The organism is Streptomyces sp. NPDC056161, assembly GCF_042268025.1.
GTDB lineage: Bacteria > Actinomycetota > Actinomycetes > Streptomycetales > Streptomycetaceae > Streptomyces.
Genome location: NZ_JBHJUV010000002.1, coordinates 41262 through 55029, shown reverse-complemented (window position 1 = coordinate 55029; position 13768 = coordinate 41262). Strand labels below are relative to the sequence as shown.

The 13768-nt window shown below is 71.4% G+C and carries 14 protein-coding genes; all 14 read right to left on the bottom strand.

What is annotated here, in order from left to right:
* Window positions 1-32: 32 nt before the first annotated feature.
* Window positions 33-872 (bottom strand): sirohydrochlorin chelatase, encoded by an 840-nt coding sequence (locus tag ACFC09_RS02220; protein ID WP_376522940.1) that lies wholly within the window; start codon window positions 870-872, stop codon window positions 33-35.
* Between the two features lie 8 nt (window positions 873-880).
* Window positions 881-1783: an ABC transporter permease gene (locus tag ACFC09_RS02215; RefSeq protein ID WP_376522938.1), complete on the bottom strand. Its 903-nt coding sequence runs from the start codon at window positions 1781-1783 to the stop codon at window positions 881-883.
* Window positions 1770-2549: an ABC transporter ATP-binding protein gene (locus ACFC09_RS02210; RefSeq protein ID WP_376522935.1), complete on the bottom strand. Its 780-nt coding sequence runs from the start codon at window positions 2547-2549 to the stop codon at window positions 1770-1772. The genes ACFC09_RS02215 and ACFC09_RS02210 overlap by 14 nt, the downstream gene beginning before the upstream one ends.
* Before the next feature lie 33 nt (window positions 2550-2582).
* Entirely contained in the window at window positions 2583-3695 is a 1113-nt protein-coding gene (locus ACFC09_RS02205; RefSeq protein WP_376522932.1) for an aliphatic sulfonate ABC transporter substrate-binding protein, read from the bottom strand.
* Window positions 3696-3921: 226 nt separating this feature from the next.
* Window positions 3922-5235, bottom strand: a complete 1314-nt coding sequence (locus ACFC09_RS02200) for a sulfate adenylyltransferase subunit 1 (RefSeq protein WP_376522930.1) — start codon at window positions 5233-5235, stop codon at window positions 3922-3924.
* Window positions 5236-5237: 2 nt separating this feature from the next.
* Window positions 5238-6173, bottom strand: coding sequence for a sulfate adenylyltransferase subunit CysD (cysD, locus tag ACFC09_RS02195; protein ID WP_376522927.1), 936 nt, complete (start codon window positions 6171-6173; stop codon window positions 5238-5240).
* On the bottom strand, window positions 6170-6706 hold the full coding sequence (gene cysC, locus ACFC09_RS02190) for an adenylyl-sulfate kinase (RefSeq protein ID WP_376523611.1): 537 nt from the start codon (window positions 6704-6706) through the stop codon (window positions 6170-6172). Before cysC ends, cysD begins: the two co-directional genes overlap by 4 nt.
* 26 nt (window positions 6707-6732) lie before the next feature.
* Complete coding sequence (locus tag ACFC09_RS02185; protein WP_376522924.1) at window positions 6733-7443, bottom strand: phosphoadenylyl-sulfate reductase; 711 nt, start codon at window positions 7441-7443, stop codon at window positions 6733-6735.
* A complete protein-coding gene (locus tag ACFC09_RS02180) occupies window positions 7440-7718 on the bottom strand; it encodes a hypothetical protein (RefSeq protein ID WP_376522922.1) in 279 nt (92 codons plus the stop codon). Before ACFC09_RS02180 ends, ACFC09_RS02185 begins: the two co-directional genes overlap by 4 nt.
* On the bottom strand, window positions 7715-9412 hold the full coding sequence (locus ACFC09_RS02175; protein WP_376522920.1) for a nitrite/sulfite reductase: 1698 nt from the start codon (window positions 9410-9412) through the stop codon (window positions 7715-7717). The genes ACFC09_RS02180 and ACFC09_RS02175 overlap by 4 nt, the downstream gene beginning before the upstream one ends.
* A gap of 126 nt (window positions 9413-9538) precedes the next feature.
* Window positions 9539-9622 carry a putative leader peptide gene (locus tag ACFC09_RS02170; RefSeq protein ID WP_309486338.1) on the bottom strand — a complete coding sequence of 28 codons (84 nt, stop codon included), beginning with the start codon at window positions 9620-9622 and terminating at the stop codon, window positions 9539-9541.
* 127 nt (window positions 9623-9749) lie between these two features.
* Entirely contained in the window at window positions 9750-10322 is a 573-nt protein-coding gene (locus ACFC09_RS02165) for a GNAT family N-acetyltransferase (RefSeq protein ID WP_376522918.1), read from the bottom strand.
* 17 nt (window positions 10323-10339) lie between these two features.
* Window positions 10340-11671, bottom strand: a complete 1332-nt coding sequence (locus ACFC09_RS02160) for a hypothetical protein (protein ID WP_376522915.1) — start codon at window positions 11669-11671, stop codon at window positions 10340-10342.
* Between the two features lie 450 nt (window positions 11672-12121).
* On the bottom strand, window positions 12122-13768 hold the full coding sequence (locus ACFC09_RS02155) for an acyl-CoA dehydrogenase family protein (RefSeq protein ID WP_376522913.1): 1647 nt from the start codon (window positions 13766-13768) through the stop codon (window positions 12122-12124).

The window sequence follows — 13768 nt, the reverse complement described above, 5'->3', positions numbered from 1 at the left end:
CCGCGGCTGCCCACTGCGGTAAGCCCCGTCTCTCAGGGGCGCGGGGAACTGCGCGAGACCCTCCCACTGGCCCGCGGTCGCCCACTGTCGTAAGCCCCGTCTCTCAGGGGCGCGGGGAACTGCGCAACCCACGCCGACGCCGACGCCCCGTCATACCGCTCCAGCACCACCCGGGCCACCTCCGGCGCCGCCCCCAGCACGTCCGCCAGGACATCCGCATCCCGCGCACCACGCGCGATACGGTCCGGCAGGAACCCGGGAGCCAGGACGTACGGCGCGACAGCGACCCGCGCGCAGCCGACCGCGCGCAACTCCCGCACCGCGTCCTCCGTACGCGGAAACCCCACGGACGACCCGGCGGAGGCGGACGCGGGCCGCACGGCCCGCCAGCCGGTGCGCCGCCGCCACTCCCGCGCGAGATCCGCGATCACCTCGATCGCCTCCGGGTCGGTGGACCCGGCCGTGGCCAGCACCACCCCGGTCGAGGCCCGGTCGCCGGGCGCGACACCGGCCTCGCGCAGCCGGCGCTCCAGCGCCGCCAGCAGCAGCGGCGCCGGCCCGAGCACCTCGGCCTGCCGGATCCGCAGCCGCGGCGGCGCGTCCCGCAGCACCGCGGGCACATCGGCCTTCGCGTGGAAGGCACGGGTGAGCAGCAGCGGCAGCGCCACCACGTCCCGCACGCCGTCCGCCGCCAGGCCCTCCAGCACACCGTGCACGGACGGCACGTCGAAGTCCAGGAAGGCCGTCGCCACCCGCAGCCCCGGCCGCAGCGACCGTACCCGCCGTACCAGGGCGTGCACGGTCGCGGCGTGCCGCGGATCGCGGCTGCCGTGGGCGATCACCACGAGGGCGGGGCGGACCGGTGCGCGCACGGGATGCCTCAGTTCCGCACCAGCAGCCCGCGGCTGCGCAGCACCCACCGCTCCAGCGGGCTGAAGATCAGCAGGTCGATGGCGATGCCGACGAACAGGATGAGCAGGATCGCCTCGAACACCATGGCCATGTCGCTCGCGTTGCGGCCGTTCTCCAGCAACTGCCCGAGGCCCACGCCGAGATCCGGGAACGACGCGATGATCTCGGCGGCCATCAGCGAACGCCAGGAGAACGCCCAGCCCTGCTTCATGCCCGCCACATAGCCGGGCAGTGCGGCCGGCAGCGTGACGTACCAGGTGCCCTTGAGGCCGGTCGCGCCCATCGTGCGGCCGGCCCGCAGGAACAGCGGCGGCACCTGGTCCACGCCGGACACCAGGCCGTTGGCGATCGAAGGGACCGCGCCGAGCAGGATCACCGCGTACATCATCGAGTTGTCCAGGCCCAGCCAGATCACGGCCGGCGGCACCCACGCCACCGACGGCAGCGACTGGAGCCCCGACAGGATCGGACCGATGGCCGCGCGCACCGGCCGCACCCGCGCCACCAGCAGGCCGAGCGGGGTGCCGATGATCAGCGCGAAGCAGAAGCCGAGCAGTCCGCGCGAGACACTGGTCCAGATGTAGCCGAGCAGCTTTCCTTCGAGCCAGGCGTCGTGGAACTCCTGCCACACGGCCTTCGGGGACGGCAGCTTGGTGGGATCGTCGACGATCTTGAGGGATATCAGTCCCTGCCAGACCACCAGGACCACCAGGATCGCGACGAGCGGCGGCAGGATCTTGTCGACGAACGTCCTGCGGAACGGTGTACGGCTGGTGTGCGAACTTTCCAGCGCGTCGAGGCCCGCCCCGATGCCGGGCAGTTCGGCGGGGTTCGTCGCGGCGTCCGTCGTCTTCGTCTCAGTGCTGGCCATGACGGCGGATCTCCCCACGCAGGACTTCGGTGATCTCGACGGACAGTTCCGCCACGGGGGCGTCCTCGACGCGGCGCGGCTGCGGGATGTCGACCGTCCACTGCCGGGCCACCCGGCCCGGCCGCGACGACAGCAGCACGACCCGCTGGGCCAGCCGCACCGCCTCGCGCACGTTGTGCGTCACGAACAGCACGGACAGCCCGGTCTCGGTCCAGATGCGGGTCAGTTCGTCGTGCAGCACGTCCCGGGTGATGGCGTCGAGCGCCGCGAACGGCTCGTCCATCAGCAGCAGACTGCTCTCCTGGGCGAGCGAGCGGGCCAGCGCCACCCGCTGCCGCATACCGCCGGACAGCTCGTGCACGCGCTTGCCGTACGCGCCCTTCAGCCGGACCAGTTCGAGCAGTTCCTCGGCCTTGGTGCGCCGCTCGGGCTTGGCGACGCCCCGCAGCTTGAGGGCGAGTTCGATGTTCTTGCCCGCGGTCAGCCACGGGAAGAGGGCGTGCTCCTGGAACATCAGGGCCGGGCGGCCGTCCGTCGTGATCGAGCCCGTGGTGGGCGCGTCGAGGCCCGCCACCAGGTTCAGCAGCGTGGACTTGCCGCAGCCCGAGGCACCCAGGAGGGTGACGAACTCGCCCGGCGCGACATCGAGGTTGATGTCGTCCAGGACGAGCTGCTGCCCGCCCGGCCCCGTGAAGGACTTCGAGACGTGGTCGAGGCGGGCCGCGTGCTCCACGGACTCGGCGGCCTCGGCGTACGTCGTGGCCATGGTCGTCACCTCCTGGATACTCGTCGGAACGGGTCAGCTGGTGCCGAGACCGGCGGCGGAGACCGGGCTCTCGCCCTCGGCCTTGAGGACCTTGTTGAGGATCGTCAGGTCGTAGATGCCGTCCAGGTCGGGCTTCGCCAGCAGGCCGGCCTTGACCGCGTGCTCCGCCTCCGTGTTCAGCGTGGCGGCCAGTGGGTCGTCGGTGACCTGGATCGACTTCCAGGCCGGGTCCAGCACATCGGCGGGCAGCGCCTTGCCGGAGTCCGTCTCCAACTGCTTGTTGGCCGCGGCCTTCGCCTGGTCCGGGTTGGCCTTGATCCACTTGTTGGTCTCGACGGACGCCTTCAGCACGGCCTCGACGGCCTTCGGGTGCTCCTTGAGGAACTTCTGCGACACGATGATGTTCGTGATCACGAACTTTCCGTCCGGCCACAGCGAGGACTCGTCGAGGAGGACCTTGCCGCCCTCGGCGACCAGCTTCGACGCGGTCGGCTCCGGCACCCAGGCGCCGTCGATCGAGCCGGACTTGAACGCGTCCGGGGTCACCTTGTTGTCGCTGCGGACGACCGTGACGTCGCCCTTGCCGCTCTGCGCGTCGGCCTTCCAGCCCTGGTCCGCGATCCAGTTGAGGAACGCCACGTCCTGCGTGTTGCCGAGCTGGGGCGTGGCTATCTTCTTGCCCTTGACGTCCTTCAGGGTCTTGATCTTGTCCGGATCGACGACGAGCTTCACCCCGCCGGAGGCCGAACCGCCGATGATCTTCAGGCTCTTGCCCTTCGACTGGGTGTAGCCGTTGATCGAGGGGGAGGGGCCGATCCAGCCGATGTCGATGGAACCGGCGTTCAGCGCCTCGATCTCGGAGGGTCCCGCGTTGAAGGTGGCGTACTGGGCCTTGGTGGCGCCCAGCTCCTTCTGGAAGAAGCCCTTCTGGTTGCCGACCAGCGCGGTCGCGTGGGTCAGATTGCCGAAGTAGCCGATCTTGACGGAGTCCAGGCCGTCGATCTTCTCGGCGCCCGCGGCGACCTTCTGGTTCGCGGAGCTGTCGTCGGACTGGGAGCCGTAACCGCAGGCGGCGAGTGCGAGCAGGGGGAGCGCGGCGGCCACGGCGAGCGCGCGACGCAGTGCGGGGGTGCTGTTGGCAGGCACGGGAGGGGTTCCTCTCGTTGGCCCGGCGGTCACGGTCTCTCAGGGCGTGGCCGGGAGGTCGGCAGGTCTTCGGACAAGGGCGTGGGGGGTGTGGGCGCGCAGGCAGTGCGCGTACGTCAGCGCACACATCGGGCCACTCCGCCCTGTCCGCTGCCGAGGGCGCCGCTGCCGACGCGCCCGCCTTCCTTGGCGAACGTCGAGAAGACATCGGTGGACGAGGTCACGGTCAGAAGTCCCAGCCGTCGTTCTCGGTCTCGTCCTTGACCGGTTCGGGCGCGGCGAAGGACTCGCCGACCATGCCCGCGGTCAGTGTCGTGCCGTCGCTCGGGTCGATCAGGATGAACGAGCCGGTGCGACGCGAGTCGGCGTACGAGTCGACCGGCAGCGGTTCGGCGGTGCGGATCTTGACCCGGCCGATGTCGTTGGCGACGAGCTGCCCCGGGTGCGGGTGCAGGGAGAGGTCGTCGAGGGTGAGCCGGGAGGGGATGTCCTTCACGATCGCCTTGACGGTGCGGGTGCCGTGCTTGAGCAGCACCCGGTGGCCGACCTCCAGCGGCTGGTCGGCGACGTGGCAGACGGTCGCCTCGACGTCCTGGGTGACCTCCGGCGCGTCCTTGCTCGGCACGATCAGGTCGCCGCGCGAGATGTCGATGTCGTCCTCCAGCAGGATCGTCACCGACTGGGTGGTCCAGGCCGCTTCGACCGGTGTGCCGAGCAGGTCGATGCCGCTGATCCGGGAGGTCCGGCCGGCCGGCAGGACCGTCACCTCCTCGCCCACGCGGAAGGAGCCGGCCGCGATCTGGCCGGCGTAGCCGCGGTAGTCGGGGTGCGCTGCGGTCTGCGGCCGGATGACGTACTGCACGGGCAGCCGGGCGTGGCAGTGCGCCAGGTCGTGGCTGACCGGGACGGTCTCCAGGTGTTCGAGGACGGTCGGGCCGCCGTACCAGTCCATGGTCGCGGAGGGCTCCACCACGTTGTCGCCCACCAGCGCCGAGATCGGTATCGCGGTGACCTCGGGAACGCCGAGATCGGTGGCGTAGGCCGTGAACTCCTCCGCGATCCGTGCGAAGACGGGCTCCCGGTAGCCGACGAGGTCCATCTTGTTGACGGCGAGGACGACGTGGGGGACGCGGAGGAGGGCGGCGATGGCGGCGTGGCGGCGGGTCTGTTCGACGACTCCGTTGCGGGCGTCGACGAGGACGACGGTGAGTTCGGCGGTGGAGGCGCCGGTGACCATGTTGCGGGTGTACTGCACGTGGCCGGGGGTGTCGGCGAGGATGAAGCGGCGGCGGGGGGTGGCGAAGTAGCGGTAGGCGACGTCGATGGTGATGCCCTGTTCGCGTTCGGCGCGCAGTCCGTCGGTGAGGAGGGCGAGGTCGGGGGTGTCCTTGCCGCGGCTGAGGGAGGCGTGTTCGACGGCTTCGAGCTGGTCGGTGAGGACCGATTTGGAGTCGTGGAGGAGGCGTCCGACCAGGGTGGACTTGCCGTCGTCGACCGAACCGGCCGTCGCGAAGCGCAGGGTGTCGATGGTCGTGCTCATGTCTAGAAGTACCCCTCGCGCTTGCGGTCTTCCATCGCGGCCTCGGAGAGTTTGTCGTCGGCGCGGGTGGCGCCGCGTTCGGTGAGCCGGGAGGCGGTGATCTCGGCGATGACCTTGTCGATGGTGTCGGCGTCGGAGTCGACGGCGCCGGTGCAGGACATGTCGCCGACGGTGCGGTAGCGGACCTGGCGCTTCTCGACCGTCTCGCCGTCCCTGGGGCCGCCCCAGTCGCCGGCGGTCAGCCACATCCCGTCCCGCCGGAACACCTCACGCTCGTGCGCGTAGTAGATCTCGGGCAGGGCGATGTCCTCGCGGGCGATGTACTGCCAGACGTCGAGTTCGGTCCAGTTGGAGAGGGGGAAGACGCGGACGTGTTCGCCGGGGGCGTGGCGGCCGTTGTAGAGGTTCCAGAGTTCGGGGCGTTGGCGGCGGGGGTCCCATTGGGAGAATTCGTCGCGGAGGGAGAAGACGCGTTCTTTGGCGCGGGCTTTTTCTTCGTCGCGGCGTCCGCCGCCGAAGACGGCGTCGAATTTCTCGTGCTGGATCTTTTCGGTGAGGGGGAGGGTCTGGAGGGGGTTGCGGGTGCCGTCGGGGCGTTCTTTGAGGGTGCCGCGGTCGATGTAGTCCTGGACGGAGGCGATGTGCAGGCGCAGGTTGTGGGTGTGGGCGGTGTGGTCGCGGTGGTGGAGGACTTCGGGGAAGTTGTGGCCGGTGTCGACGTGGAGGAGGGCGAAGGGTACGGGGGCGGGGGTGAAGGCTTTGAGTGCGAGGTGGAGCATGACGATGGAGTCCTTGCCGCCGGAGAAGAGGATCACCGGTCGTTCGAACTCGCCCGCGACCTCGCGGACGATGTGCACCGCCTCCGACTCCAGCGCGTCCAGATGCGACAGGGAGTACGGCGTGTCCGTGCCCTCGCCGGACCGCGTGACCGTCGTCATGCCAGCCCCCTCTCGCTGAGCAGCGCGTACACCGACGCCGCCGACTCCTGCACGCTCTGGTGCTGCGACTCGATCCGCAGATCGGGCTTCTCGGGCTCCTCGTACGGGTCGTCGACCCCCGTCAGACCGGTCAGCTCGCCCGCCGCCTGCCTGGCGTACAGGCCCTTCACATCGCGTACGGAGCACACCTCGACCGGCGTCGCCACATGCACCTCGACGTACGACGTACCGTTCTCCTCGTGGCGTTCCCGGACGGCCGCGCGGCTGTCGGCGTACGGCGCGATCACCGGGACGAGCGCCTTGACGCCGTTGCGGGCCAGGAGTTCGGCGAGGAAGCCGATGCGCTGCACATTGGTGTGCCGGTCCGCACGGCTGAAACCGAGGCCCGCCGAGATGAACTCGCGGATCTCGTCGCCGTCGAGCACCTCGACGAGGTGGCCCGACGCGCGCAGCCGGCCGGCCAACTCGTGGGCGATGGTGGTCTTGCCGGCGCTCGGCAGACCCGTGAGCCAGACGGTGGCCCCGCTCGTCACGTGTGTCTCCTGGGTCTCGGTGATCGTCATTCGTGCAGCCCGCACTCGGTCTTGGCACGTCCGGCCCAGCGGCCCGCCCGTGCGTCCTCGCCCGCCGACACCCGGCGGGTGCAGGGCGCGCAGCCTATGGAGGCGTAGCCGTCCATCAGCAGCGGGTTGGTGAGCACGCCGTGTTCGGCGATGTAGGCGTCCACGTCGTCCTGCGACCAGCGGGCGATCGGGGCGATCTTGACCTTCTGCCGCCGCTCGTCCCAGCCGACCACCGGGGTGTTCGCCCGGGTCGGGGACTCGTCGCGGCGCAGACCGGTCGCCCACGCCAGGTAGTCCCTGAGCCCCTCCTCCAGGGGGAGCACCTTGCGCAGCCGGCAGCACAGGTCGGGATCGCGGTCGTGCAGCTTCGGGCCGTACTCGGCGTCCTGTTCGGCGACCGAGCGGCGCGGGGTGAGCGTGATGACGTTGACGTCCATCACCGCCTCGACCGCGTCCCGGGTGCCGATGGTCTCGGGGAAGTGGTAGCCGGTGTCGAGGAACACCACGTCGACGCCCTTCATGGCGCGCGAGGCCAGATGGGCGACCACCGCGTCCTCCATCGAGGACGTCACACAGAAGCGGCGGCCGAACGTGTCCGCCGCCCACCGCAGGATGTCGAGCGCGGAGGCGTCCTCCAACTCGTGCCCCGCCCGTTCGGCGAGGGTCCGCAACTCGTCGCTCGTACGTTCTTCCTGAGCCGTGTTCATGTTCGGTCATCCCCTCCGTTGTCGGAGTGCCGGAGGCCGCCCTCGTCGGGGGAGTTCGCCTGCGGCGCGCTCCGAGCGCTCCCACGGCTCACACCGCGGGCCAGCAGCCCGAGGAACTTCAACTGGAAGCCGCGGTTGCACGCCGCGCATTCCCAGGCGCTGCCCCCGGACCGGTGGCCGTGCCCGGTCGGGGGGGACGCCGCTGTCTGCTCGCTGGGACGCAGGTCCTCGTCGCCGCAGTAAGGACAGTAGAAAGGAGCGGCCCGCTCGCTCATGAGAGGGCCTCCTCGCCGGCTCGGGCGGTCCAGGCGGCGAACCGCTCGCCGTCCTCGCGTTCGGCCAGGAAGCGCCTGAGGACGCGCTCCACGTACGCCGGCAGTTCCTCGGAGGTCACCTTCAGCCCCCGCACCTTGCGGCCGAAGCCGGCCTCCAGGCCGAGCGCGCCGCCCAGGTGCACCTGGAAGCCCTCGACCTGGTTGCCTGCGCCGTCCAGGACCAGCTGGCCCTTGAGCCCGATGTCCGCGACCTGGATGCGGGCGCAGGCGTTCGGGCAGCCGTTGACGTTGATGGTGAGCGGCTCGTCGAAGTCGGGGAGGCGGCGCTCCAGTTCCTCGATGAGCGCGGCGCCGCGCACCTTCGTCTCGACGATGGCCAGCTTGCAGTACTCGATGCCGGTACAGGCCATGGTGCCGCGCCGGAACGGGGACGGGTGCGCGGTGAGGTCCAGCGACTCCAGCCCCTCGACCAGCGAGTCGACCTGCTCCTCGGCGACGTCGAGCACGATCATCTTCTGCTCGGCGGTGGTACGCACCCGGCCGGAGCCGTGCGCCTCGGCGAGATCGGCGATCTTCGCCAGCGTGGCGCCGTCCACGCGGCCGACCCGCGGGGCGAAGCCGACGTAGAACCGGCCGTCCCGCTGCCGGTGCACCCCCACGTGGTCGCGCCACCGCTCGACCGGCTGGGCGGGCGCCGGGCCGTCGGTCAGCTTCCGCTTCAGGTACTCGTCCTCAAGCACCTGCCGGAACTTCTCCACGCCCCAGTCCGCGACCAGGAACTTCAGCCGCGCCCGGGTGCGCAGTCGGCGGTAGCCGTAGTCACGGAAGACCGAGAGGACACCCTCGTGGACGTCCGGGACCTCGTCGAGCGGGACCCAGGCGCCCAGCCGCTGCCCGATCTTCGGGTTGGTGGACAGACCGCCGCCGACCCACAGGTCGAAGCCGGGCCCGTGCTCGGGGTGCACGACGCCCACGAACGCCACGTCGTTGATCTCGTGCGCCACGTCGAGCAGCGGCGAGCCGGAGACCGCGGTCTTGAACTTGCGGGGCAGGTTGGAGAAGTCCTTGTTGCCGATGATCCGGCGGTGGATCTCCTCGATGGCCGGGGTGCCGTCGATGATCTCGTCCTCGGCGATGCCGGCGACGGGCGAGCCGAGGATGACGCGCGGCGTGTCGCCGCAGGCTTCGGTGGTCGACAGCCCGACGGCCTCCAGCCGGTTCCAGATCTCGGGGACGTCCTCGATCCGGATCCAGTGGTACTGGATGTTCTGCCGGTCGGTGATGTCCGCGGTGCCGCGGGCGAACTCCTGGGAGATCTCGCCGATGACCTTCAGCTGCCGGGTGGTGAGGCGTCCGCCGTCGATCCGCACCCGCAGCATGAAGTAGCTGTCGTCCAGCTCCTCCGGCTCCAGGATCGCGGTCTTGCCGCCGTCGATCCCGGGACGGCGCTGGGTGTACAGCCCCCACCAGCGCATACGGCCACGCAGGTCGTTGGGGTCGATGGAGTCGAAACCGCGTTTCGAGTAGATCGTCTCAATGCGTGTCCGCACATTGAGACCGTCGTCGTCCTTCTTGAACTGTTCGTTGCCGTTGAGCGGGGTGAAGTGACCCGCGGCCCACTGCCCCTCTCCGCGATGACGGCTCACCTTGCGGCGGGGCGCGGAGGCAGCAGGGTTCTGCGGAGTGGCGGCCATGGCGAGTACGTCCTTCGGGACAGGCGGAATACGGCTCTGACCTGCGCGGCAGGCGCATGGAGCATACGTGTGCGGCCTTTGCGCAGGAAGCAGGCAAAGGCGTGGAATGTCGACGTCGCGGGGCGGTCAGCTCGCCGGACAGATGGCGCTGGACATGCGGCCGAGGTCGACGTGCCGCCGACTCACCAAGGCAATTCCAGTTCCGGACATGACGGAAGCGTGTCACGGCGATCTGGACACAGTCCAGCATTGCCCGCCATGTGGACGTCATCGTCTCGGAATGCGATATGGGCGTGTGATCGGTCACATGTTCCGCAGGGGGCCTTGTCGATGCAGGTCAGGCCGGGTAGGCCCCGGGCCAGGGACCCGGCGTGGCCACCTCGCGCTCCTCCTCGACCCTGGTGTCGAACAGCCGGAATCCCCGGCGCAGATAGTTGTCCATCGCATGCGCGCCGTCCTGGCTGCACGTATGCAGCCAGACCCGCTTCGTCGGGGTCCGCTCGGGCCACCGCTCCGCGAGGTCCCAGGCGCGGGCCGCGCCGTACGACAGCAGATGGCCGCCGATCAGCCGTCCCCGGAAGGCCGGCAGCAGTCCGAAGTAGACGATCTCCACGACGCCGTCGTCCTGCGGGTCCAGTTCCGCGTAACCGGCGGGCGTGCCCCGGTCCAGGGCTACCCAGGTCTCCACGCCGGGCCGGTCCAGGTGCTCCAGCCACCGGGCGTGGCTCCAGCCGAGCCGGTCGGTCCAGCGGATGTCACCGCCGACCGAGGCGTAGAGGAAGCGGCTGAACTCGGGGGAGGGGACCTCGGCACGGACGACCCGGACGTCCCCGTCGGGTGCGGCGGCGGGCAGCAGGTCGGTCGGGGAGGTCTGTTCCAGGGACCAGGTGGTCACGGCGACGGTGCTCATGCGGGCCAGGGAACCAGCTAACCCAGCGACTTGTCGACATCGGCCAGCGGGACGGTGAAGAGCATGTGGTTCGTGACCGACCACACCTCGCCCGTCTGCGGCGCGTAGGACAACGACCCGGTGTGTTCCGCCCAGCAGTGGCGCGTCGCGTCCGAACCGCAGCGCGTCGCCCGCGCGCCCCCGGTGTCCTGGCGCCACAGGCCGCCGTGGCCCGTCAGGTCGGAGGGCGGATGGGTGAGGTACCAGGTGGTGCGGGCCGACCCCGGCGGCCGGTAGGAGAGCACGCCGCGGATCCGGTGCGCCTGCGTCGTGTACGCCTCCACCGCGTCCGCCCGTCCCGCGGCGTCTATGGCGAGCAGGCCGCTGCGGGCCGGGTCCGAACTGAACGAGTACCGCCACAGGCGGGCCCGCCGGTCGCTGCCGGTGGGGGTCCCCTCGCCGAGGACCAGGCTGTCGGGGGCCGTGCCGCGGTCGAGGGAGATCGTGCCGGGGCACGGCGAGCCGGTCGCGGTGCACCGTCCGGCGGGGTAGCGGTAGGCGGCGACCGCGGGCATGACGTACCGGTAGCCGTCGGCCGACCAGCCGTCCGGCACCCGGCCGATCGCCGCGGCGTCGACCGTGGTGCGCTGGATGCGGTCCAGGTCGTAGACGTAGAGCGCGTCGGCGCTGCCCGTGTTGGTGGTGACCAGCAGCTTGTCCTGGTACCAGACCATGCCGGAGACCTGGGAGGACAGTCCCCGGTAGTCGCGGCCGTCCGCGGTGGGCACCACGAGGAGCACCCAGCGGTAGGTGAGGCGGTCGGGGTCGTCGGCGTCCACGAAGGCCACCCGGGCGAGCCCCCGGTCGGCGGCGGGCCCGGCCGTCGTGTGCGTCGAGCCCGCGAGGACCACCCGGTGCTCGCCCCACAGTCCGTCGTCTTCCGCGTCCGCCGAGGTGGTCACCGACGACGGCCGCCAGTCCGGTGCGGCGGCGTCGGCGCGGTCCCAGCAGTAGGCCCGGTCGGCCGCCGGTTCGACGGGCAGCGACTGGCGGTCGCCCTCGGTGCAGTCGGTCGCGTCGCGCAGAGTGCGGTCGGCGCTGCGCAGGACGGCGTCGACGCCGACCGGACGGCCCATCGCCGAGGTCAGCCGGTCCAGCGTCCGGTACGGCACCGGCTGCTCCTGGAGGCGCAGCTTCGCGGTGTCGGCGGCGGAGGTCAGCGGCCTGAGCGCGCCGGGGTCGTCGGGGATCGTGGCCTGCGAGGCGCTGATCAGGGTGGCGGCCGCGGTGAGCGCGAGCGCGGTACCGGCCAGGACCGCGCGCAGGGCCTTGCCCCGCTTGCGCCTGCGATGTCTGCCGCGATGCTGCATAGTTCCTCCCGACGCGGGCCAACTGCGCCTGGTGGTCCGTACGTTGACCGAGGAGCAGGTGGGGAAGCCCGTACGAGGATGCTACGACAGGAGCGGCCCCCCGCGGTCGAAGACCCTGCAAATATGCGATGGATACCGCTGGATGTGCCGAATCGGATGCGTTGCATATGCCACCGGCCCTACCCTTTCACCTCCCGTACGCCCTCCCGCGCGCCCTCTCGGCCGCCGCCGCGGTCGTGCGGCGGGCCGGACGGGTGTGCCGGAGGAGCAGCGACACGCCCGGCCCGCCAGGACGTCCGAGCAGGCCGGGCGAATCCGCCGCGGTCCGACTGCGCCCCGCACGGGCTCCGGCCCGGCCCCGCGGGGTGTGCCTGCCGCGGCTCGGGCGTGGCCGATGCGGCCTCTCCCCGGGGGTCTGCCCGCGGCCGCCCTTCCCCGGAGGGGACCCGCTCAGGACTCGGGTCGTGCCCGGTCCACCACCGCCGCCAGGTCCAGGGAGTTCGGCAGGGTGCCGAACGCGGAACCCCAGTCGCCGCCGAGGCGGGACGCGCAGAACGTGTCGGCGACCTCCGGGGGCGCGTACCGCACCAGCAGCGAACCCTGGAGGACCAGCGCCATGCGTTCCACCAGGCGCCGGGCGTGTCCCTCGGCGCTCTCCGCGTCGCCCAGGTCGCCCAGACCGGCCAACAGGTCCTTCACCGCACCGTCCAGCCGGTGGTCGGCGCCGCGCGCCCGGCCGACCTCCAGCAGGAAGGCGTCCAGCGACTGCGGTTCACGGCGCAGCGCCCGCAGCACGTCCAGCGCCTGCACGTTCCCGGCGCCCTCCCAGACGGAGTTGAGCGGCGACTCGCGCACCAGCCGGGGCAGCCCCGACTCCTCGACGTAGCCGTTGCCGCCCAGGCACTCGGCCGCCTCCACCGCCACCGGCGCACACCGCTTGGTCACCCAGTACTTGGCGGTGGGCACCGCGAGCCGCAGCAGCGCCAGTTCCCGCTCGCTCCCGTCGTCGCAGGCGGCGGCCAGCCGCAGCGCGAGCGCCGTCGCGGCCTCCGACTCCAGGGCGAGGTCGGCCAGCACGTTGCGCATCAGCGGCTTGTCGACCAGCCTGCCGCCGAAGGCCGCACGGTGCGCGCAGTGGTGCACCGCCTGCGCCACCGCCTGCCGCATCAGGCCCGCCGAGCCGAGCACGCAGTCCAGCCGGGTCGCGGCGACCATCTCGATGATCGTCCGCACCCCGCGCCCCTCCTCGCCCACCCGGCGCGCCCAGGTCCCCGCGAACTCGACCTCGGCGGACGCGTTCGACCGGTTGCCCAGCTTGTCCTTGAGCCGCTGGAGCAGGAAGACGTTGCGGCTCCCGTCCGCCAGCACCCGCGGGACGAGGAAGCAGGTCAGCCCCTCCGGCGCCTGCGCCAGCACCAGGAACCCGTCGGACATCGGGGCCGAGCAGAACCACTTGTGCCCGGTCAGCTCGTACGCCCCGGGCTCGGCGAGCGGGCGGGCCGCGGTCGTGTTCGCCCGTACGTCGCTGCCGCCCTGCTTCTCCGTCATGGCCATCCCGAAGAGGGCGCCGGGTTTCTCCCTCGCGGGCCGCAGCCCGCGCTCGTAGACCGTGGACGTCAGCCGGGGCTCCCACTCGGCGGCGAGCGCGGGCTCGGCACGCAGCGCGGGCACCGCCGCATGGGTCATGGACAGCGGGCAGCAGGTGCCGGCCTCCACCTGCGTCCAGACCAGGAATCCGGCGGCCCGCCGCACCTGCCCGGCCGGCCGGACCCAGGCCGTGGTCAGGCCCGCCGAGACCCCCTTGCCCAGCAGCCGGTGCCAGGCCGGATGGAAGTCGACCTCGTCGATCCGGTGGCCGTAGCGGTCATGGGTGCGCAGCCGGGGCGGATACTCGTTCGCCTGCGCCCCCCACTCCTGCAACTGGGCCGAGCCGGCAGCCCGGCCGAGCACGGACAACTCGTCGCGCACCTCGTCGAGCAGGGCGGGGTCGGTGTGTCGTTCGACCGCCTCGACCAGGGCCTGGTCGGCGGTGAACACGTCGTATCCGGCCAGCGGTGGCGGCTGGTTCGTCACGGTGTGCGTGGTGGTGCCTGCCAT